Raw genomic sequence first — 22,220 nt, 5'->3', positions numbered from 1 at the left:
CTTCGCATGCGAATGCAGGCGGGCCGTTCGGCTCCGTTGGTTTGGAATTAAGGAGCCGACGCGTTTAGCGTCGGGAATTATATCAGCTGTCTCAATATTTCATTTGAGGTGGGGAGGTTTTCCGAAGGGATAAACAAGAAGTTCTCCGATGACCTTAATTGTCCGGTTTCTTTAAGCTCATTGATGCGCCGTAAATATTTCGAATGATCGTTTGCTCCGGCATATTTCCGTTCAAATTCTCCCAGGTCGATCCCTTTGGTCAATCTAAGCCCCATAAATAAAGTCTCTTTTATGTCATCGTCTATCGTCCTGTCCAAGGGTGAAATTTCAAAAGAGTTGACGGGATCTTTCAGATATTTTTCAAGCTCTTTTGTATTCTCAAACCGGTTAAACTCGATATGAGACGCGGCTGAAAGGCCAAACCCTAAATAATCGCCGTTCTTCCAGTAGTTGATGTTATGCCTGCATTCAAATCCCGGTTTTGCGAAATTTGATATCTCGTAATGGGCGTATCCTTTTGATCTTAAGAACGAAATGGTTTCGTTGAAGAACAACAGCTGTCCGTCCTCATCCGCGTCCTTTGCGTACCTGTCATAGAACGGCGTGTTCTCTTCTATCTCAAGGAGATAAGCGGAAATATGTTCCGGTCCAAGATGTGTCGCTTTCTTCAGAGTTTCTTTCCATGCCCTTAAAGTTTGTCCGGGTATAGCGGATATGAGATCGATGTTTATGTTGAAAAATCCGGCTATCCTTGCGTTCTCAAATGCCGAATAAATTTCTTTTTCAGAGTGTATCCTCCCGAGGATCTTCAGCTCGTTATCATCAAAAGACTGCGTGCCGATGCTTAATCTGTTGAACCCGGCTTTTCTGAGCGCCAAAAGTTTTTCGAGATCGACTGTTCCGGGATTGGCTTCTACGGATATTTCGGCGTCTTTATCGACATGGAAATGACCTTTGATATTGTCAAGGATCAATACCAGGTCTTCTGTTTTGAGCAGGGTAGGGGTCCCCCCGCCAAAAAATACGGTCGATATTTTAAGTTCGGGATATTTTTTTAAGCCCGCTTCGATCTCTGTTAAAAGGGCATCAAGATATTGTTTGATCAGGCTTTCTGTGCCGCGGGACGAAGTGAAATCACAATAACCGCATTTCTTTTTGCAGAAGGGGATGTGAACATAAAGACCCGCAAAGGTCATGAATTGATGTAGCTCATCAAAGCGCCCAGAAGCCCGAACTGCGCGGTGACAAATATTGCTTCCACTCTGTTGAACGGTACGCCTGTGAGGTAGGTGGCAATGCAGATGATGATGCCCACGGTGACGCCTATGCCGAGACCGGGAAAACTGTTCTTTGGCATCACGTGTTTCGGCCGGTCAAATCTTTCCTCTACGTTCTTTATGGAGGTATCTTCGATGCGCGTCACGTTCCTGAAAGCTCTCCTGGCCAGGTCCCTGATATACTGGACTTCTTTATTATTGTTGCTTCCGTTAACTTCAGACATCTCTGGTTTCTCCCATATATTTATCGATGCTATTTTACCGAAATTTCATTTTATTTTGAGAACGGCAAGGAAAGCTTCCTGCGGGATATCTACCTTGCCGACCCTCTTCATCCTCTTCTTTCCCTCTTTCTGTTTTTCAAGCAGTTTACGCTTTCTGGTGACGTCGCCGCCGTAGCACTTCGCGATCACATCTTTCCTTAAAGCGCCTGTATGGGTATCTCGAACTGCTGCCTCGGTATCGCCCCCCTTAGTCTTTCGACGAGCTTCCTTCCCTGGTACTGGGCGTTCTGTCTCGGGATTATCACCGACAGCGCGTCCACCGGTTCCTCGTTGACGAGGACATCCAGTTTTACAAGGTCAGCCTCTTTGTACCCGATCAGCTCGTAGTCCATCGAAGCATAGCCCTGCGAGACGGATTTTAATATATCATAGAACTCTATTATAATTTCCGCAAGAGGGAATTCATAAGTCATCATGACATGGGTCGTATCGAGGTATTCCATGTTCCTGAACGTCCCTCTTTTGTCGGAGGAAAGCGTCATGATATTGCCCACATGCCTGTCGGGGCAGAGGATCGTCACCTTGTAGACGGGTTCTTCTATCGAATCCACCGTCGACATGTCGGGCAGCTTTGATGGGCTGTCTATCAGGACGGTCTTTTTGCTGTTAAGGTTCACCCTGTAGACGACGTTCGGGGCGGTGGCGATAAGCGGGACCTTGTATTCCCTTTCAAGGCGCTCCTGGACGATCTCAAAATGGAGCATCCCCAAAAACCCGCACCTGAATCCGGAACCCAAAGCGGCGGAATTCTCCGGCTCGTAGAAAAGGGAAGCATCGTTCAGCGAGAGTTTTTCAAGCGCGTCCTTCAGATTGCCGTAATCCTCCCCGTCAGTGGGGAAAAGGCCGCAAAAGACCATCGGCTTTGCTTTTTTATAACCCGGCAGCGCGTCCGGTGCGGGGGTCTTCAGATGGGTTATCGTGTCGCCCACATGAGCGTCCCTTATGTTCTTGATGTTGGCGATGATATATCCGACCTCTCCTGCGGACAGGGTCTCTTTGGCGACAAATTCCAGCTTGAATATCCCGACTTCCTGCACTTCGAATTCCGCTCCTGTTTCCATCATCAGTATCCTGTCGCCGGCTTTAACAGTGCCGTTAAATACTCTGGTGTAGATCACCACGCCCCTGTAGCTGTCATAGTGAGAATCAAAAATAAGGGCCTGAAGGGGAGCGTCTTCGCTTCCTTTCGGAGGAGGGACAATATCGATTATCGCTTTTATCACGTCCTCGATGCCGATGCCGCTCTTCGCGCTCGTGAGCACGACATCTTTTTCTTCGATGCCGAAGACATGGTTAAGCTCCTGCATCACCATAGCGGGATCAGCGCTCGGAAGGTCGATCTTGTTCATTACGGGGATGATCTTCAGGTCATTTGCTTTCGCGAGGAACGCGTTCGCGATCGTCTGGGCTTCGACGCCCTGCGCCGCGTCGACCACCAGAAGGGCTCCTTCGCACGCGGCGAGCGCGCGGGACACTTCATATCCGAAATCGACATGGCCAGGCGTATCGATGAGGTTTAAAATATATCCTTTATAGTCTATGCGGATGGCTTTTGCCTTGATCGTGACTCCTCTTTCTCTCTCGAGGTCCATGCTGTCAAGTATCTGTTCTTTCATGAAACGCTTTTCAACGGTCCCCGTGTATTCAAGCAGCCTGTCGGCAAGGGTGGACTTGCCGTGGTCTATGTGCGCGATGATGGAAAAATTGCGGATGTTTGAAGGCATTAATATCATTATAACCAATTAAGGAGACCAATGAAAGAAGTTGATAAGATCCCCACCCCGGGAATCTGTCATAATATTGATATGAAAAGATATTATCTTGCTTCGGATTCTCCGAGAAGAAAAGAGCTGTTAAAAAAGGCACTAAAAAGCAGGTTTAGTGTTTGCGGGCATGTTCACGCGGAAAAAGACAGGAAAGGCCTGACGCCGGAAGGACTTGCTTTATTCCACGCGGCCTCGAAAGCTATCTCCGCTTCAAAGAAGATAAAAACCGGAATTGTGATCGGAGCGGATACTATCGTTATCTGCGGAAGAGAAATACTCGGCAAGCCGGATACAAAAGAGAACGCGAGAAAAATGCTCCGTTCTATAAGCGGGAAGATCCTTGATGTGATAACAGGCCTTGCCGTCATCGAGAAGCCTTCAAATAAAATGACAAAAACATTTGAGCTGACGAAAGTGAAGATCAAAAAACTTTCAAAAAGAGAAATTGAAGATTACGTCAGGACAAAAGAACCTCTTGATAAGGCCGGCGCGTTCGGCATCCAGGGCAAAGGCGGGGCGATAGTCGAATGGATCGAGGGGGATTACTATAATGTAGTAGGGCTCCCGGTGAATTTACTGAAAAGAATGCTGGGAAAATTCCGATGATATATGATCTCATCGTCATCGGTGCGGGGCCTGCCGGGATGATGGCCGCGATACGGGCATCCGAGCGCGGGAAGTCTGTCGTTATCCTGGAAAAAAACGACAGCGCGGGAAAAAAACTACTTCTCTGCGGGAACCGCAGATGCAATATCACTAACGCGGAAAAAGATCCTCAATTGTTCGTTTCAAATTACATGAAGAACCCCATGTTCATGCTGAGCATGCTTCACAATCTGTCAAATATCGAAGTAATGGAATTTTTTGAAAAGAATGGCGTGCCTCTTAAGGCCGAACCGCAGCAGAGAGTTTTTCCAAAAAGCAACAAAGCCGAAGATGTGCTGAACGTCCTTTTGAAAAAATTAAAAAATAATAATACGGAGATCATTTATGGTTCACCGGTCAAAGATATCTTACGGCGGGAGCGCCTGACCGTCATCACAAAAAATAATGAGTATTCAGGCAGGAATGTCCTGATCGCGACAGGAGGAAAGACAAAGCAAAAAACGGGTTCTACGGGAGACGGTTTCAAGATCGCGGAAAAACTCGGACATAAGATAGTCCCGCCGAAAAAAGCGCTTTATCCTTTCGAAGTTAAAGAAACGGATATCTGCAGGCGGCTTAACGGGCTCTCCATCCCCGATGCAATGATCGTCTTCAGGAACAGTTCCGGTGTCATCTTCAAAGAAAGAGGTCCTCTTATGTTCGCGAATTTTGGTCTCACCGGGCCGGTGATGATAAACGCGAGCCTTGAGGTGTCAAGCAGTCAGCTCAGTTCGCTGAAGATACTGATCGGGTTTTTCCCTGAAAAAGACGAGGCTGGCTATGACGCGCTGTTGCTTGACACATTCAGAAGTAATCCTAACAAAAGCATCGTCAATGCCCTAAAAGAGATACTTCCGGAGTCGCTGCCGCCGGTATTGGCCGGCATCTCCGGTATCGATCCGGAGAAAAAAACAAACGAGATATCAAAAGAAGAAAGAAAAAACCTGGTAAAAAACCTGACGGCAATGGAGTTTACGGTCTCAAGTTATGTGATGGTGAACAAATCGATAGTGACCGACGGCGGCATCGACCTCAGGGAGATCGACAACAGGACTTTAGAATCAAAGATCGTAAAAGGTCTGTATTTTGCCGGAGAGGTGCTTGATATAGTTGGAAAAACAGGCGGGTTCAACCTTCAGGCAGCGTGGTCAACGGGTTGGACGGTGGGAGAGGGGATATAGAAATACTTGAATATAAAATATATAAAGGTATAATTAATATGGCAGAAAAAATATAAAACGACAGTCCTCTCAGGGTTCCTTTTATATAAGGAGAATAAATTGCCGGAAAATATCCGTTTCATATCAAAAGAGCTGACCGATGCCGCAAAGACCGCCATAAACATGGAGGATGAAGGCTATGCGATCTACGTGGAAGCCGCGAAGAAATCGAGCAATCCGCTGGGCAAGGCCACGCTGCAGGCGATAGCCGGAAAAGAACTGCTCCACAAAAAAGCAATCGAGGAGTTTTACGCGAAAATGACCGGCGCTCAAATTTCCCCGGCAGACGAAAACACTACAAAAGACAGCGAAAAGATAAAGACGGAGATCCTGAACGATATCAAAACCTCTCTTGATAATAAGGCCCCGACGGAGAATGAGCTCCTGCACGCTTACGAGATATCCATGGAACTGGAAAAGAAAGGGTTTGATTTTTACAAGAAAGTGGCGGAGGATACGGAAGATCCGGCCGCGAAAAGCCTTTTTGCTTTTCTTTCAAAAGAGGAAAATTCCCATTTCGACATCCTTCAGGATACGTATCTGTATCTGAACGATCCGGCGCAGTGGTTCCATAAAGAGGAAAAGTGGCTGGTCGAAGGCTGACGAACATTCAAAACCCGTCAAAAATAGTTCTCATATCCCTGATGTCGCTTATTATCGCGACAGGTCTTTTTATCGGGATAAAAAGAGGGCTGATAAAAGAGAATGACCAGATAAACGTGCTGGTGATGGGCATAGACACAAAGGAAGGATTGAAGACGCGTTCAGACTCGATAAACCTGGTGCACATCGACTTCGCGCGCAGCAGGATGGGCATCCTTTCAATACCGAGAGATACGTTGGTGGATATACCGGGCCACGGACAGGATAAGATAAACCACGCTCACACTTACGGAGGCCCGGAGCTTTCTTGCGCCACGGTCTCTAATTTTCTTAAGATCCCTGTATATTATTATATTGAAGTGAACTTCCCCATGTTCGTGGACCTTGTTGACAGGATCGGCGGTGTGACTCTTGATGTCGAAAAACCTTTATATTATGACGACTATGCGGCTGACCTGCATATTCATCTGTCGCAGGGCAGGCAAAGGCTTTCCGGTTACGAAACGATGGGGTATGTAAGGTTCAGGCATGACAGGACAAGCGACTGGGGAAGGATAGACAGGCAGCACAAGTTTTTTGAGGCTTTGGCAAAAGAGCTGATGAGGCCTTCAAACCTCATCAGGTTCCCTTACATATTATATACGATGTCCTCGAACGTGAGAACGAACATGGGAATATCACAGGCTGCAAGGATCGCCCTGAAAATATCTTCGATATACCGTACAGGGACGGTTGTTACAGGCGTGATCCCGGGCGGCGATGCAAGGCTTGAAAGGGGATATTATATGCTTTCGGACGAGGAGGGCATGAGAAAAGAGATAGAAAGGGTCATTTACGGGAGATAAGGGGAAATGACTAATTACTAATGACTAATGTCTAATGAAGGAAGGATTATAATATTATTCCATAATTAGTCATTAGTAATTTTCCCAACTTAATCTTCAATTCCTCTACGGTCCCCTCATTACTGACAGTGATATCCGCGGCTTTCAGGCAGGCCGCAAGCTGCTGCCTGTCAGGATCCGATGTATTTTCCTTTTGTTCCACGGCGATAAAATCCTCGAGCGTCCTCTCAAACCCAATGCGGCCTCGCGATCTTGCCCGTTCAAAACGGACTTCCGGCGGCGCGTCAGCGGCGATAAGGACAAAACCCGGCAGTTTTCTTAGTTCCGCGATCTCGGCAAGGTTCCTGATACTGTCGATCACGGCCTTTGAAGTATTTGCCTGCCGGAGCTTTTCCGCGATCTTTTTTGCAAGTACGGAAGGCCCGAAGTCTTTTCTCAGTTTATTGCCCGCAAAAATCAGACTTTCCCTGGAATGATCCATGCCGAGGGCCGTAGCTTCTTCACGCACTATATCCGAAAGTGAATAATAAACGAAACCCTTTTCCTTCAAAAAGTCCGCGATCGTGCCTTTTCCGGAGGCATTAAGTCCCGTCAAACCGATCAGTTCCATAATAACGAAGTATCCTTTAAGGTCTTTTCATTATAATGCAATAAGGCCACCTTGACAAGATTTGATGCGTGTTGTAACATTATATTCAGCTCGGTTTTGATCCAATAGGAAGGGCAAAATCTCGTAAAATTTCAAAAAAATTTTGATGGGGGGATTTTGTGCCCTTAAGGTTATTTGTATGAGAGAAATTATTACGCTTTCTTGCACGGCATGTAAAAGAAAAAATTACTGCTCTACGAGGAACAAAAAGCCCGGATCCGAGAAGCTTTCGATAAAAAAGTATTGCAACGCGTGCAGGAAAAGAACTCTGCATAAAGAAGAAAAGTAAATAGTGGCCAGTGTCCCGTTATCCGCGCGAGTCATTAGCGACCAGTCACGAGTGACTTCAAAGGTGGGTAGCTCAACTGGCAGAGCAGCGGTCTCCAAAACCGCAGGTTGCAGGTTCGATTCCTGTCCCACCTGCTGAAAAAAGCCGGGGGCGATATTAAAAGGCAAGGAAAGAGATGTCTGAAGAGAAGAAAGTAAAGTCCGACATAATAAAAAGGATAAAGACTTATTTAAAGGAGACCGAGACAGAAGCAAAAAAGGTGGTCTGGCCGGACAGAAAATATGTTGCGGCCGCGACGGTGATAATCCTGATAATAGTCTTTTTGAGTTCCGCTTATGTGCTTTTAGTGGACTGGGGTTTTGCGGAGATGTTCAAGGGCCTGAATTATTTGATCAAGCCAAGTTTTTGAGTATGGAAAAAGAAATAATAAGCGAAGATCGTGAAGAAATAAAAGCGGAACCTGAAAATGAGGTTCAGGCTGTAATAAATGTCGAAGATGCAAAAGAGGCGGTAGAAGAGTCAAAAGAAGAAACGAAAGAAGAGATAAAAGAAGAGATAAAGACAGAAGCGGCGGATGAAAACAGCGGGGCAGAACCTCAGGAAAAGCCTGAACAGTCGGAAGCGAAGGCGGAGGAAAAAGAAGAAAGTAAAGAGGAAGTAATAGATGAGATAAGGACGGAGGATTCGCCGGCCGGGGAAACAACGGAACCGGAAGCGAAGCCTGAACCGAGATGGTATATTGTCCAGACGCTTACGGGGCAGGAGGACAGGGTAAAGGAAAGGATCGAGGGAAGCATCGAAGAGCTCGGGTTAAAAGAAAAGATATTCAGGGTGCTTGTGCCCGAGGAAGAGACTGTAGAGATCAAGGGGAACAAAAGGATCGAAAGAAAAAGAAAGATGTACCCCGGCTATGTGTTCATAGAGATGGCCCTTGACGAGGACACCTGGTACAAAATAAGGAGCACCGCGGGGGTCGCAAGGTTCATAGGAGGAAAGATCAAGCCGCAGGCCGTGACGGACAGGGAGATGCAGAGGGTCCTCAAGCAGCTCGGTATAAAGGGAAAAGAGATAAAGGTCGAGTTTGAGAACGGGGAGCCGATAAGGATAATCAGCGGGTCATTCAGGGGATATACAGGTTCGGTATCGGAAGTGATACCGGCAAAATCAAAGCTGAAGGCGATGATAAACATATTCGGAAGGGACACGTCGGTCGAGGTGGATTTTGACAGGGTAGAAAAGATAGTATAAAAATGGCAAAAAAAATACTTACAAAGATAAAGCTCCAGATACAGGCGGGAAAAGCCAACCCCGCGCCGCCGATAGGGCCTGCCCTTGGCCAGCACGGTGTCAATATCATGGAGTTCTGCAAGGCATATAACGCTTCTACGGGAGATAAGGGCGATACCGTCATCCCGGTCGAAATATCAATATTTGAAGACAGGTCTTTTTCTTTCGTACTTAAGACCCCTCCCGCGGCGGTTTTGATCAGAAAAGCTGCTGGTGTGGAAAAAGGATCAAAAGAGCCTAATAAGGAAAAAGTCGGGAGCATAACAAGGGCGCAGCTCGAAGAGATCGCCAAAATAAAGCTGCCTGACCTGAACGCGATGTCGATCGAAGCGGCTTCCAAAATTATTGCCGGAACGGCGAGGAATATGGGAATAGAGGTCAAGTAGGATGAAAAGCGGAAAAAAATATACGGAAAAACAAAAACTTGTGGACAACCAGGTAAAGTACACGGTGGCGGAAGCTGTAGACCTTTTAAAAAAGACCGCAAGAGCAAAGTTCGATGAGACGGTCGACCTGGCCATGCATCTGGGGGTCGATCCCAAGAAAAGCGACCAGGGCGTAAGAGGCACGTTCGCGCTGCCTGCCGGTACCGGAAAAAAAATAAAAATAGTCGTCCTGACAAAAGGCGACAAATACAAAGAAGCTGAAGAGGCAGGGGCGGATGCCGTGGGCGCCGAAGACCTCGTTGAAAAGATCTCGGCCGGCTGGCTTGATTTTGACCTGGTCCTTGCAACTCCGGATATTATGTCTCAGGTCGGAAAACTCGGAAAAGTCCTCGGCAAAAAAGGCCTGATGCCAAGCCCGAAAGCGGGAACGGTGGCCATGGATATCGGAAAAGCCGTAAGAGAGTTCAAAGCCGGAAAGCTCGAGTTTAAGATGGACAAGACCGGGAACATACATCTGGGGATCGGCAAGATCTCGTTCGATGAAAAGTCTTTGAAAGCGAACATAACCGCTGCGGTCGAAGCCATAAACAAGGCAAAGCCGAGCGCTTTAAAAGGCATATTTATGAAATCGGCGACCGTTTCAACGACGATGGGGCCCGGGATCAAGCTGAATGTGTCAAAACTGGCAAAGGAGCTGGAGGACTAGGATGACGGACAAACAACCAAGACCCGAAAAAACCGCCCAGATAGAAGACATCAGGGACAAGGCGGGAAAAAGCAACATAATGATATTCACAGATCATAAAGGGCTTACGGTAGCGCAGATGACGGCACTGAGAAGAAAATTGTGGAATGTGAACGCGCAGTATAAGGTCGTCAAGAACACTCTGGCGGCAAGGACAATAGAAGGAGATTTCAAGGAGGAACTTAAAAAAACGTTCAATGGCCCGACATCCGTAATATTCGGTTTCGGGGATATGATAGGGCCGGCAAAGATACTGACGGCATTCATCAAGGAAAACGAAAAACCATTGGTCAAAGCGGCCGTGATGGAAGGTAAGCTTATCGACGCTTCACAGGTAAAAAAACTCGCGGCGCTGCCCGGCAGGGAAGCGCTCCTGGCGATGGCTTTTGCCGGGATGAAATCGCCGATAACGGGTTTTGTAAGGGTCCTCCAGGGACCGATAAGAAAGTTCGTGATCGCATTGAACGAGATACAAAAAAAGAAAGGAGCGTGATGAAAGATGGGTAAGATAGAAGATGTCATAACAACGGTCGAAGGCCTGACGGTGTTAGAGCTGTCCGACCTGGTGAAGGCGCTTGAAGAGAAGTTCGGCGTGACGGCGGCAGCACCGGTAGCTGTAATGGCAGGGGCCGCGGCGGGACCGGCAGAAGAGGTAAAGGATGAGGTCGATGTCATACTTACCAGCGTCGGCGATAAGAAGATCCAGGTCCTGAAGGTAGTGCGTGAAATAACCGGGCTGGGACTGAAGGAAGCAAAAGACCTGGTGGACACTACTCCAAAACCGGTAAAATCCAAGATCAAAAAAGCCGAAGCGGAAGAAATAAAGAAAAAACTGGAAGAGCAAGGAGGCGTCGTTGAGATCAAGTAACAGAATAAATCCGTACGCGGTAGATAAATTCGACATGGACCCGCCGGACCTTTTGGAGATGCAGAAGGATTCCTTCCAGTGGTTCCTTGACGAAGGGCTTAAGGAAGAACTCAAAGCGATATCGCCGATCAAGGGATACGGCGGAAAATACGAGCTTGAGTTCACCGGTGCCTATAAGCTGAGCAAGCCAAAGCACTCGGCGGAGCAGAGCCTTATCAAAGAGGTCACTTACTGCGCTCCTTTGAACGTCACTGCGAGGCTGATAGACAAGGAAAGCGGTGAAATAAAAGTGCAGGAAGTCTTTATAGGTGATCTTCCTTTGATGACAACCAGGGCCACTTTTATTATTAATGGCGCTGAAAGGGTGGTCGTGAGCCAGCTTGTCAGGTCGTCCGGGGTCTATTTCAGGAAAAGCAAGATCTCAGGAAGGACCGGAAAGCCTCTTTACTACTCGACCATAGTGCCTGACCGCGGGTCATGGCTGGAGATCGAGATAGACAACAGCGGCGTAGTTTTCGCCAGGATAAACAGGACAAAGAAAGTTGCAATAACAAAATTCCTGTCCGCGATAGGATGTACCGAGAAACAGATAAGCGACTCGCTTGCGGACAACGAAATAAGAAGAAAGACATTGAAGGAAGCGCCGGTAAAATCAAAAGAGGATGCCCTGCTTGAGATATACAGAAAACTGCGGCCGGGAGATCCCGTGACTAAAGAAGGTGCGCAGGTATATCTGAACAATCTTTTCTTCAATTCAAAAAGATACGATCTCGGGCGCGTGGGGCGTCACAAGGTGAACAAGAAGCTTGGCCTTGACATACCCGACAGTAAACGCGTTCTGACAAAAGAGGACATACTTGGTTCCGTGGCATATCTGATAGCGCTTAACAAAGGCGAGGGTTTGCCGGACGATATCGACCATCTCGGCAACAGGCGCATAAGGTCGGTCGGGGAATTGCTGCAAAGGCAGTTCAGGGTAGGGTTGATAAGGGTTGAAAGGCTGATAAGAGAACAGATGGTGATAAGAAGCGGTGAAAAAGTCGGGCCGCAGCAGCTGATAAACATAAGGCCGATAGTGGCGGTGCTGAGGGAATTTTTTGGATCAAGCCAGCTTTCGCAGTTCATGGACCAGACAAATCCGTTGTCTGAATTGACCCACAAAAGGCGTCTCAGCGCGCTGGGCCCCGGCGGTCTGACAAGGGAAAGGGCCGGATTTGAAGTAAGGGACATTCATCCTTCGCATTACGGCCGCATCTGCCCGATCGAGACACCCGAAGGCCCGAACGCGGGAATAATCTCTTCGCTTGCGACATTCGCAAAAGTGAATAAATACGGTTTTATCGAAACCCCTTATTACAAAGTAGTCAGCGGTAAAGTCACGGATAAAGTAGAATATATGACCGCCGACACGGAAGACCTTTATAAGATCGGGCCCTGCGACATCAAAGTGGACGATCACTCAAGGATAGTCGAGAAGACCTCGGTTGTAAGATATAAACGCGAGTTCACCCTGGCCCCGAGCGATGAAGTAGACTACATCGGCGTGCATCCGGCACAGGTGTTCAGTATCACCACGGCTTTGATCCCGTTCCTCGAGCATGATGACGCTAACCGCGCGCTTATGGGGGCCAACATGCAGCGCCAGTCTGTCCCGATCCTGAGCCCCGAAGCTCCTTTCATCGGCACGGGACTGGAGATGCAGACCGCGGTGGATTCGGGGGTCCCCGTCATAGCAAGGAACTCGGGCGTGGTGTCAAAAGTGACCTCGGAAGATATAATCATTAAGTTGGACACGGGGAAAAACGATGAGTACCGCTTAATAAAATTTCAGAGAAGCAACCAGAACACATGCCTGCACCAGAGACCCATCGTAAAGAACGGCGATAAAGTAAAAAAAGGCGACGTCATAGCGGACGGCTCCACAACGGATAAAGGGGAGATCGCTCTCGGAAAGAACGTGCTTGTGGCGTTCATGCCCTGGGAAGGATATAACTTTGAGGATGCCATCCTCTTAAGCGAAAGGCTTGTAATAGACGATGTCTTTACTTCGGTACATATAGAGAGGTTCGAGATCGACGTAAGGACGACAAAGCTCGGGATGGAAGAGATCACAAGAGAGATCCCGAACGTAAGCGAGGATGCGCTAAAGAACCTTGACGAGCGCGGGGTCATAATGATAGGGGCCGAAGTAAAGCCCGGCGACATACTTGTCGGAAAAGTAACGCCAAAGGGAGAGACCGAACTGCCGGCGGAGGAGAAACTATTAAGGGCGATCTTCGGGGATAAAGCCCGCGATATGAGGGATACTTCACTGAAGGTTCCCCCGGGTGAAGTGGGAAAAATCGTGGCGGTCAGGACTTTTTCAAGGGAAGAAGGCGATGAGCTGGCTCCGGGAGTCCATGAAATAATCCGGGTGTATATCGCTCAGATGAGAAAGGTCTCCATAGGCGATAAACTGGCGGGGCGCCACGGCAACAAAGGCGTTGTCGCCAGGGTACTGCCGGTAGAGGACATGCCGTATCTTCCTGACGGAACGCCTGTAGACATCATACTAAACCCGCTTGGAGTGCCTTCAAGGATGAACGTCGGGCAGATATTCGAACTGCTGCTCGGAGAAGCCGCATATATATTAAAAAAACATTATAAAGTCATATCATTTGACGAGACGATAGAGGAAGATGCATCGATAAAGCTGATAGAAAGAGAACTGGAAAAAGCCGCCATAGAATCCGGATACCACTGGCTCTCAAAGACAGGGAAAATAGCGCTCCGCGACGGAAGGACGGGCAGGGCTTTCGAAAGGGACGTAGTCTGCGGGTGCATGTATATAATGAAACTTATACACCTTGTCGATGATAAGATGCACGCGCGTTCCACCGGTCCGTATTCATTGATAACGCAGCAGCCGCTGGGGGGCAAAGCCCAGTTCGGAGGACAGAGGTTCGGTGAGATGGAAGTGTGGGCGCTCGAGGCGTACGGCGCGGCGCACTGCCTCCAGGAGCTTCTGACGATAAAATCCGACGATGTGGGCGGAAGATCGAAAGTTTACGAATCAATAATAAAAGGCAAGCCGATGGCAAAACCGGGGACCCCTGAATCGTTCAAAGTCCTGGTGAAAGAACTGAGGAGCCTGGCGCTTGACCTGAAGCTGATAACTAAGGACGGCAAGGAGATCAATCTTGACGAAGAGAGCGGCAAGGCGACGGATATGGCAAGAAGAAAGACATTCCTGTCAAAACCGCTGAAAGAGAGATAAAATGCCCGACAAAAGCCCAAGGCCCGAATTAAGCTGGTTCGATTTCCTGAAAATAGGGCTCGTCTCGACCGAGCGCATATTGTCATGGTCGCACGGGGAAGTCGAAAAACCGGAGACAATAAATTACAGGACATTCAAGCCGGAGAGAAAAGGCCTTTTCTGTGAAAAAATATTCGGTCCGGTAAAGGACTGGGAATGCCATTGCGGCAGGTACAGGAGGGTGAGATACCGCGGGATAATCTGTGAAAGATGCGGTGTCGAGGTGACGACTTCCCGTGTCAGAAGGGAAAGAATGGCGCACATCAGACTTTGCGTCCCCGTTTCCCACGTGTGGTTTTTGCGCGGTATTCCCGGGTATATAGGACTTCTCCTTGACGTATCAAATAAATCCCTCGAAGAGGTAATATATTACGATTCATACATAGTGACAGAAGCTTCGGACGACCTGAAAGGCAAGATAAAAGTCTGCGATATCCTCAAAGAGGGGCAGTATCAGGAGTTCAAGGAGAAATACGGCAACAGTTTTAAAGCGGATACGGGCGCAAAACCGGTCAGGGAACTATTATCGAAGATCGATCTGCCCGATCTGGTAAAATCGCTCCGCAAAGAGCTCAATAAAAAGGACGCAAAGGGCGCGAACAGCCAGAAAAAGATAAGGATAGTCAAAAGGCTGAGGGTTGCCGAAGCGTTCCTTGATTCCGGCAACAGGCCCGAATGGATGATACTGGAGGTAGTCCCCGTGATGCCTCCGGACCTCAGGCCGATGGTGCAGCTTGAAGGCGGAAGGTTCGCAACATCAGACCTTAATGATCTCTACCGAAGGGTGCTCAACAGAAATAACCGTCTTAAGAAGATGATAGCGATGGGCGCTCCCGAGATGATCATAAGGAACGAAAAGAGGATGCTCCAGGAATCGGTGGACGTGCTGATCGACAACGGTAAAAGAAAACGCGCGGTCACGGGCTCGAACGGCAGACCGCTTAAATCACTTTCGGACATCATCGAAGGAAAACAGGGCCGTTTCAGGCAGAACCTGCTCGGTAAGAGGGCAGATTATTCGGGAAGATCGGTGATAGTCGTAGGTCCTTCTTTAAAGATGCACCAGTGCGGGCTCCCGAAAAGCATGGCCCTGGAGCTTTTCAAGCCTTTCGTCATAAGAAAACTGGTCGAAAAGGGACTTTCCCAAAATGTAAAAAGCGCTAAAAGGCAGCTTGAAAGAAAAGATGTGGCGGTCTGGGATATTTTGGAAGAGGTCATAAAGGGACAGGTGGTAATGCTTAACAGAGCGCCAACGCTGCACAGGCTTGGCATACAGGCTTTCGAACCGGTGCTTGTTGAAGGCAAAGCGATACAGATACATCCGCTGGTGTGCACGGCGTTCAACGCGGATTTCGACGGGGACCAGATGGCGGTCCATGTGCCCCTGCTTCCCGAAGCGCAGGTTGAAGCAAGGCTCCTGATGCTTTCATCCAACAATATCCTGTCCCCCGCCTCGGGAAGGCCTATAGTCACTCCGACCCAGGACATGATACTAGGGACTTATTACATGACATACCTGGATGATAACCAGTCAAAAGGCGCGGGGATGATATTTGCGGATGATGAAGAAGCTATGTTCGCTCACGATCTCAGCGAGATACATCTGCACGCAAAGATCAAGGTCAGGCGCGGCGGTGAGTTTGTCGAGACCACGGTCGGTCGCATTAAATTCAATAATACGATCAATAATGCGATAAAAAGAAGAATGCCCGAAATAACCCTAGACTACAGGGACCACACTTTCAATAAGGGAAGGGTGGAAGAACTGGTCAAGGAATGCTATTACAAGTTCGGGTCCGCGGTGGCCGCGGACATCGCCGATGAGATAAAAAGGCTTGGTTTCAAATACGCAACTCTTGCCGGGATATCGATCGGCCTCGATGACCTTGTGGTCCCAAAGAACAAGAAGGAGATCGTCGGGACCGCGGAAGAAGAAATTAAACAGCTTGAGAAGATGGAAAAGAACGGGCATATATCTTCCAAAGAAAAGTTCATAAAAACACTTGATGTATGGAGCAAAGTCACGACGGACGTCACGCAATCGATGCTCAATGAGTTCGACAAATTAAATTCGGTGTACCTGATGGCGTTCTCGGGCGCGAGAGGTTCACTGCAGCAGGTAAGACAGCTTTCCGGGATCAGGGGCCTGATGGCCGATCCTTCAGGGAATATCATCGAGATACCTATCAAGACAAATTTCAAAGAAGGGCTGACGGTCACGGAATATTTCATATCATCGTACGGAGCCAGGAAAGGGTTAGTGGATACGGCCTTAAGGACCGCTGATTCGGGATACCTGACAAGGCGCCTTGTGGACGTGGCACAGGACGTCATGATAACAGAAGAAGATTGCGGCACTAAAAAAGGAATAACGGTCTCAAGCGTCAGGGAAGGATATGAAGAAATAATCCCGCTGCGCACAAGGATTTATGGCAGAATGGCAGCCTCAAAGGTCCAGGACCCGATCTCGGGAAAAGTGATCGTCGCTTCGGGAGACGAGATAACGGAAGAAAAAGCCGAAAAAATAGGGGAAGCCGGCATTGAAAGTATCGAGGTCAGGTCACCTCTTAAGTGCAAAGCAAAAAGAGGGATCTGCCAGGTCTGTTACGGAAGGGATCTTGCGACCGGTAAACTGATCAACATAGGCGAGGCTGTCGGAATAACAGCCGCTCAGTCTATCGGGGAGCCGGGCACGCAGCTCACAATGAGGACGTTCCATATAGGAGGCATCGCTCTGCACACTACGGCCAAGATCCAGATAAAAGCGAAGCACGCGGGGAAAGTAAAATGGGGCGAGGACCTTGAAGTAAAATCGATAGCGGATGATCTTGGGAAAAAAGTGAAGATCGTTACCAGGGAATCCGATGTAAAGGTGAGCCTCAAGGAAAGAGAAGAAGAATATAACATACCTGTCGGTTCTACGATGAACGTTCATGACGGTGACCATGTAGACGCTGCGCAGGTCCTGGCGGAATATGACCCGACATACGATTACATCATCGCAACATCCGAGGGCAAGCTGAAGCTGATGAACATCGAGACGTTTGAAAGAAAAAAGAAGATAGACGAGAGGACAGTACTGGAAACCCTTACAAAAAATGACGGGATGGCATTCATCTACAATCCTAAGGTCCTGAAGGAATATGAGGCCCCTAAAACGGCAAGGTTGTTCGTAAGGATAGGGGATGCCGTCAATATCGGGACGGAAATATCGGCCGATGTCACCGCGAGGACGCCGGGAGTGGTCATTGATATCGAAGAAGGAGGAAAACACAAGAATGTAGTGACCGCGCAGGGAGAATATTACCAGATACCTTCGGGTTCAAGGCTTCTTGCAAGCGACGGCGACGTGCTTGGAAGCTATGAAGTGATCGCAAAAGTGGAGAGCCTGAGCCGCGATCCCAGCAAGACAAAGGACATCATTCAGGGTCTTCCGAAAGTCGAAGAGCTGTTTGAGGCAAGGAAGCCCAAGGATTCCGTGATCCTTTCGGAGATCGACGGCAAAGTGGACATCAAGGACAAAGAAGGCGAAAGGCACGTAATAATTCACGGTGAAAAGGACGATATAAGGGATTACTTCATACCTTACGATGTAAGGATCAGAGTGGCAAAGGGCGACAAAGTGCATAAAGGGGCACATCTGACTTTTGGTACGGTCAACCCGCATGATATTCTGGCGATAAAAGGCGAAGAAGCGGTCCAAAGGCATCTTGTGAACGAGATACAGAAAATATACAGGCTGCAGGGAGTGACAATACACGATAAACATGTCGAGACAGCGGTCCGGCAGATGACAAAAAAGGTCAGGATACTTACTTCGGGCGACACGATGCTGCTGCCCGGAGAGTTGATAGATAAAAAAGAGTTCGACCGGATCTGCGAAGATACGAAGGGTGAAAAATCGACGGCCTCACAGGTCCTTTTAGGAATAACAAAGGCTTCGCTCCTGACGGAGAGCTTCATATCCGCGGCATCATTTCAGGAGACGGCAAGGATACTGACCGATGCGGCCATCAGGGGAAAGATAGACCAGATGTACGGGCTGAAAGAGAACGTAATAATCGGAAGGCTTATACCTGCGGGAACGGGTTTTGTCGGGTACAGGTATCTGGACATAGTCCCTACCCACGGTAAAAAGGAGTAAGATCAAATGCCGACCATATCACAGTTGATAAGAAAAGGGAGAAATGAAAAAAATACAAAAAGCAAAGCGCCGGCCCTGGCAGGCTGCCCTTTGAAAAGGGCGGTTTGTTTGAGGGTGTACACGACAACTCCCAAAAAGCCGAACTCAGCGCTGAGAAAAGTCGCGAGGGTGAGGATCACCAACGGTCTCGAAGTAACGGCATACATACCGGGTGTCGGGCATAATCTGCAGGAGCACTCGGTGGTCCTTATCCGCGGGGGAAGGGTCAAAGACCTTCCGGGAGTAAGATACCACATAGTCAGAGGAACTTTTGATACGGCGGGAGTAGAGAACCGCATGAAATCCCGCTCAAAGTATGGGGCGAAGAAACCGAAAAAACAGGTCAAATAAAGGATAAGGAGCAAATATGCCAAGAAGGGGACGGGTAGTAAAAAGGAAGATAAGTCCTGATTCAAAGTACAACAGCGTGCTTGTCCAGAAATTCATCAACAGGATAATGATGATGGGAAAGAAAAGCAAAGCCGAAGGTATAGTGTACAAAGCGATGGACATCATCTCAAAAAAAGGCAGCAAAAGCCCTCTTGAGGTGTTCGAGCAGGCAATAAGGAACGCCACGCCGCTGATGGAAGTGAAGGCAAGGCGAGTCGGGGGATCGACATACCAGATACCGATAGAGGTTGAAAGAGAAAGAGGAACGGCAATAGCCATGAAATGGCTGAAGGAAGGCGCGATGGCGCGGCAGGGCAGATCGATGCAGGAAAAACTGTCGGCCGAACTTTTTGACGCTTTTTCAAATACAGGCGGGGCGCTTAAAAAGAAAGAGGACCTGCATAAGACCGCGGATGCGAACAAGGCGTTCGCTCACTTCAGGTGGTAAAGGGATAAAATGGCAAGAGATTACAGCCTTGAACGCACAAGGAACATAGGGATCGTGGCGCACATAGATGCGGGCAAGACCACATTGACCGAAAGGATACTGTATTACACGGGAAAACTGTACAAGATCGGCGAAGTGCATGAAGGGACGGCGACAATGGACTGGATGGAGCAGGAAAAAGAAAGAGGAATAACGATAACTTCGGCATGCACGACGTGTTTCTGGAAGAATACCAGGATAAACATCATCGATACTCCGGGACATGTCGACTTCACTGTCGAGGTTGAGCGATCGTTGCGCGTCCTTGACGGCGTTGTGGCTGTCTTCTGCGCGGTCGGGGGAGTGCAGCCGCAGAGCGAGACGGTCTGGAGGCAGGCGGTCAAGCACCACGTGCCGCGTATCGCGTTCATAAATAAAATGGACAGGGTAGGAGCGGATTTTAAAAGAGCGGTGAAGATGATGGCTGAAAGACTTCATGCTCACCCGGTACCGATACAGCTGCCGGTAGGTGCCGAAGAAAATTTTAAAGGCGTCATAGATCTGGTCGAGATGAAAGCATACATGTATGATGAAGAGACAGGTGAAAAATTCACCGAACAGGCGATACCAGATGAATTGAAGTCAAAAGCTTATAGATACCACGAAAAGGTCGTCGAAGCGGCGGCGGAATCAGACGACAGCCTGATGATCAAGTATCTGGACGGCCACAAGCTCACAGTCGAAGAGATAAAAAAAGGCCTGAGGGCCGCGACGATAGCGGGGCGTATAGTGCCCGTGACATGCGGCACGGCCTTTAAGAACAAAGGCGTCCAGCCGCTCATTGACGCGGTCATCGAATATCTGCCTTCGCCTCTGGAAGTGAGGGCCGTAAAAGGTATAGATCCGGACAGCGGAGATGAGCTGATAAGAAGCGCGTCCGATTCGGCGCCTTTTTCCGCGCTTGCGTTCAAGATAATGAGCGATCCTTTTGTGGGAAGATTAACGTTCTTCAGGGTATATTCGGGTGTCCTGAATAACGGTTCGTACGTGCTTAATTCGACAAAAGGCCATAAAGAGAGGATAGGAAGGCTCCTGCAGATGCACGCGAATAAAAGGGAAGAGATAGATGAAGTGCATGCCGGAGATATCGCGGGTGCGGTTGGATTAAAGAACACTACAACGGGAGACACTCTGTGCGACGAAAAGTCGCCGGTGATACTGGAGTCAATAATCTTTCCGGAGCCGGTCATATCGGTGGCGATCGAGCCGAAGACAAAAGCCGACCAGGAAAAACTCGGGATCTCTCTCCAGAAATTGGCAGAGGAAGATCCGACGTTCCGCGTGCACACGGACCAGGACTCCGGACAGACGATCATTGAAGGGATGGGAGAGCTGCATCTGGAAATAATAGTCGACAGGCTTTTCAGGGAATTCAAAGTAGATGCCAATGTCGGCAAGCCGCAGGTAGCCTACAAGGAGACGATAAAAGGCCATTCAGAAGCCGAAGGGAAATTTATCAGGCAGACCGGAGGCCGCGGGCAGTACGGCCATGTCTGGCTGAAGATCGAGCCGACAAAAAACAAGACTTTTGAGTTCGAGAATAAAGTCGTAGGCGGCGCGATACCACGGGAATATATACCCGCGATCGAAGACGGCGTGAAAGAAGCTATGACCACAGGCGTGATAGCGGGATATCCGGTCATCAACGTGAAGGTCACCGTGTTTGACGGTTCTTATCACGAGGTGGATTCTTCGGAAATAGCTTTCAAGATAGCGGCTTCCATGTGTTTCAAAGCGGCATTTGTAAAGGCGAAGCCGGTATTGCTCGAGCCGATAATGAAAGTCGAAGCCGTGACGCCGGAGCAATACCTCGGGGATGTGATGGGAGACCTCAGCAGCAGAAGGGCGAGGATCGAAGGGATGGAAGCTTATAAAAGCATGCAGACGATCAAGACAAAAGTGCCTCTTTCCGAGATGTTCGGGTATTCCACGTCGCTCAGATCATGCTCTCAGGGAAGAGCTTCTTTCACTATGGAGTTCAATTCATACGAGGAAGTGCCGAAAAATATTTCCGAATCGATAATTCTAAAGAACTCGGGGAAGGCTTAAACAAAACATGAAAAGACAGAAAATAAGGATCAGGCTGAAAGGATACGATCACAGGGTCGTCGACCAGTCCGCGGAGAAGATAATAGACACGGCAAAAAGGGCGGGTGCGGCAGTGTCCGGTCCGATCCCGCTGCCGACGGATAAAGAGGTCTACTGCGTCCTGCGTTCCCCGCATGTCGACAAGAAATCAAGGGAACATTTCGAGATCAGGACGCATAAAAGGCTTATAGATATACTCGATCCCGCTCCACAGACGGTCGATGCGCTTATGCAGATAGACCTTCCGTCGGGTGTGGACATAGAGATCAAGCTGTCATAAGAAAGAAGTAAGGAGTCTTTTAAGATGATGAACGGTATGCTCGGCAAAAAAATAGGGATGACCCAGATATTTGACAAAACAGGGCTTGTAGTCCCGGTAACCGTTGTTGAAGCGGGTCCCTGTTATGTTGTCTCGATTAACGAGGACACCTCTGCCGTTAAGGTCGGATTCGAAAAGATCAAAAAGGCGACAAAACCGGTTTTGGGCCAGCTGAAAAAAGCAGGAATAGAAGAAAGCCTTAAACATTTTCACGAATTCAAAGCCGACAAAAAAGACGGATTAAAGGCAGGGCAGCAGATAAAAGCGGATATCTTTAGTGAAGGCGAGCTTGTGTCGGTCAGAGGGACTTCGATAGGTAAGGGTTTTGCGGGCACGGTAAAAAGGCATCATTTCAGAAGGAGCCCGATGTCCCACGGTTCGAAGTCCCACAGGATACCCGGATCGATAGGCGCCGGCACGACGCCGGGCAGAGTATATAAAGGAAAAAGGATGGCGGGCCGCCTCGGGGGAGAATATGTGACCGTAAAGAATCTCAAAATAGTAAAAATTGAACCGGAAACCAACTCGATCTACATTAAAGGCGCTGTTCCGGGTGTAGAAGGCGGACTACTTTTGATAAGAAAGGTTTCATAA

General features: G+C 48.7%; 21 protein-coding genes, 1 tRNA gene and 1 pseudogene. 19 read left to right on the top strand and 4 right to left on the bottom strand.

Going from position 1 to position 22,220, the window contains the following annotated elements; translation table 11 throughout:
* Positions 1-77: 77 nt before the first annotated feature.
* The 3 genes and pseudogenes from hemW to lepA form a co-directional block, all read right to left on the bottom strand.
* Positions 78-1,196 (bottom strand): radical SAM family heme chaperone HemW, encoded by a 1,119-nt coding sequence (gene hemW, locus NTZ10_04295; GenBank protein MCX5749443.1) that lies wholly within the window; start codon positions 1,194-1,196, stop codon positions 78-80.
* Positions 1,193-1,501: a hypothetical protein gene (locus NTZ10_04290; GenBank protein MCX5749442.1), complete on the bottom strand. Its 309-nt coding sequence runs from the start codon at positions 1,499-1,501 to the stop codon at positions 1,193-1,195. The genes hemW and NTZ10_04290 overlap by 4 nt, the downstream gene beginning before the upstream one ends.
* Positions 1,502-1,546: 45 nt before the next feature.
* Positions 1,547-3,294, bottom strand: a pseudogene (gene lepA, locus NTZ10_04285) (translation elongation factor 4).
* A gap of 21 nt (positions 3,295-3,315) precedes the next feature.
* Here lepA and NTZ10_04280 point away from each other — a divergent pair.
* The 4 genes from NTZ10_04280 (at position 3,316) to NTZ10_04265 (ending at position 6,640) form a co-directional block, all read left to right on the top strand.
* Positions 3,316-3,933 (top strand): Maf family protein, encoded by a 618-nt coding sequence (locus NTZ10_04280; GenBank protein MCX5749441.1) that lies wholly within the window; start codon positions 3,316-3,318, stop codon positions 3,931-3,933.
* Positions 3,930-5,153 (top strand): NAD(P)/FAD-dependent oxidoreductase, encoded by a 1,224-nt coding sequence (locus tag NTZ10_04275; GenBank protein MCX5749440.1) that lies wholly within the window; start codon positions 3,930-3,932, stop codon positions 5,151-5,153. Before NTZ10_04280 ends, NTZ10_04275 begins: the two co-directional genes overlap by 4 nt.
* A 99-nt stretch (positions 5,154-5,252) precedes the next feature.
* Positions 5,253-5,795, top strand: a complete 543-nt coding sequence (locus tag NTZ10_04270) for a ferritin family protein (GenBank protein ID MCX5749439.1) — start codon at positions 5,253-5,255, stop codon at positions 5,793-5,795.
* Positions 5,777-6,640, top strand: coding sequence for an LCP family protein (locus NTZ10_04265; protein MCX5749438.1), 864 nt, complete (start codon positions 5,777-5,779; stop codon positions 6,638-6,640). The genes NTZ10_04270 and NTZ10_04265 overlap by 19 nt, the downstream gene beginning before the upstream one ends.
* Positions 6,641-6,686: 46 nt before the next feature.
* On the opposite strand, the gene NTZ10_04260 is transcribed toward NTZ10_04265, so the two are convergent.
* Positions 6,687-7,250 (bottom strand): AAA family ATPase, encoded by a 564-nt coding sequence (locus NTZ10_04260; protein ID MCX5749437.1) that lies wholly within the window; start codon positions 7,248-7,250, stop codon positions 6,687-6,689.
* A gap of 178 nt (positions 7,251-7,428) precedes the next feature.
* Here NTZ10_04260 and rpmG point away from each other — a divergent pair, with 178 nt between their 5' ends.
* From rpmG to rplC, 15 genes are all read left to right on the top strand, one after another.
* Positions 7,429-7,578, top strand: coding sequence for a 50S ribosomal protein L33 (gene rpmG, locus NTZ10_04255; GenBank protein MCX5749436.1), 150 nt, complete (start codon positions 7,429-7,431; stop codon positions 7,576-7,578).
* A gap of 61 nt (positions 7,579-7,639) precedes the next feature.
* Positions 7,640-7,712 (top strand) — tRNA-Trp (locus NTZ10_04250).
* A gap of 41 nt (positions 7,713-7,753) precedes the next feature.
* Entirely contained in the window at positions 7,754-7,987 is a 234-nt protein-coding gene (gene secE, locus NTZ10_04245; GenBank protein MCX5749435.1) for a preprotein translocase subunit SecE, read from the top strand.
* A 2-nt stretch (positions 7,988-7,989) separates the two neighbouring features.
* Positions 7,990-8,826: a transcription termination/antitermination protein NusG gene (nusG, locus tag NTZ10_04240; protein MCX5749434.1), complete on the top strand. Its 837-nt coding sequence runs from the start codon at positions 7,990-7,992 to the stop codon at positions 8,824-8,826.
* A 2-nt stretch (positions 8,827-8,828) separates the two neighbouring features.
* Positions 8,829-9,251, top strand: a complete 423-nt coding sequence (rplK, locus tag NTZ10_04235) for a 50S ribosomal protein L11 (GenBank protein MCX5749433.1) — start codon at positions 8,829-8,831, stop codon at positions 9,249-9,251.
* A 1-nt stretch (position 9,252) separates the two neighbouring features.
* Positions 9,253-9,957 carry a 50S ribosomal protein L1 gene (gene rplA, locus NTZ10_04230; GenBank protein MCX5749432.1) on the top strand — a complete coding sequence of 235 codons (705 nt, stop codon included), beginning with the start codon at positions 9,253-9,255 and terminating at the stop codon, positions 9,955-9,957.
* Between the two features lies 1 nt (position 9,958).
* A complete protein-coding gene (gene rplJ / locus NTZ10_04225) occupies positions 9,959-10,489 on the top strand; it encodes a 50S ribosomal protein L10 (GenBank protein ID MCX5749431.1) in 531 nt (176 codons plus the stop codon).
* A 6-nt stretch (positions 10,490-10,495) separates the two neighbouring features.
* Positions 10,496-10,864, top strand: coding sequence for a 50S ribosomal protein L7/L12 (rplL, locus tag NTZ10_04220; protein ID MCX5749430.1), 369 nt, complete (start codon positions 10,496-10,498; stop codon positions 10,862-10,864).
* Between the two features lie 34 nt (positions 10,865-10,898).
* The gene (gene rpoB, locus NTZ10_04215; GenBank protein MCX5749429.1) at positions 10,899-14,120 is read left to right on the top strand and encodes a DNA-directed RNA polymerase subunit beta; all 3,222 of its coding nucleotides are present in this window, start codon (positions 10,899-10,901) and stop codon (positions 14,118-14,120) included.
* 1 nt (position 14,121) lies between these two features.
* Positions 14,122-18,303 (top strand): DNA-directed RNA polymerase subunit beta', encoded by a 4,182-nt coding sequence (gene rpoC / locus NTZ10_04210; protein MCX5749428.1) that lies wholly within the window; start codon positions 14,122-14,124, stop codon positions 18,301-18,303.
* Between the two features lie 6 nt (positions 18,304-18,309).
* Positions 18,310-18,693, top strand: coding sequence for a 30S ribosomal protein S12 (gene rpsL / locus NTZ10_04205; GenBank protein ID MCX5749427.1), 384 nt, complete (start codon positions 18,310-18,312; stop codon positions 18,691-18,693).
* 16 nt (positions 18,694-18,709) lie between these two features.
* Positions 18,710-19,180, top strand: coding sequence for a 30S ribosomal protein S7 (rpsG, locus tag NTZ10_04200; protein MCX5749426.1), 471 nt, complete (start codon positions 18,710-18,712; stop codon positions 19,178-19,180).
* Positions 19,181-19,189: 9 nt separating this feature from the next.
* The gene (fusA, locus tag NTZ10_04195; protein ID MCX5749425.1) at positions 19,190-21,268 is read left to right on the top strand and encodes an elongation factor G; all 2,079 of its coding nucleotides are present in this window, start codon (positions 19,190-19,192) and stop codon (positions 21,266-21,268) included.
* A 7-nt stretch (positions 21,269-21,275) separates the two neighbouring features.
* Entirely contained in the window at positions 21,276-21,587 is a 312-nt protein-coding gene (rpsJ, locus tag NTZ10_04190) for a 30S ribosomal protein S10 (GenBank protein MCX5749424.1), read from the top strand.
* A 24-nt stretch (positions 21,588-21,611) separates the two neighbouring features.
* Positions 21,612-22,220 (top strand): 50S ribosomal protein L3, encoded by a 609-nt coding sequence (gene rplC / locus NTZ10_04185; GenBank protein ID MCX5749423.1) that lies wholly within the window; start codon positions 21,612-21,614, stop codon positions 22,218-22,220.

The sequence above is a fragment of the Candidatus Saganbacteria bacterium genome (genome assembly GCA_026387835.1).
Taxonomy (GTDB): domain Bacteria; phylum Margulisbacteria; class WOR-1; order JAKLHX01; family JAKLHX01; genus JAPLKZ01.
Note: the sequence above shows the minus strand (reverse complement) of the source record. Positions and strands in the feature narration are given on the sequence as shown.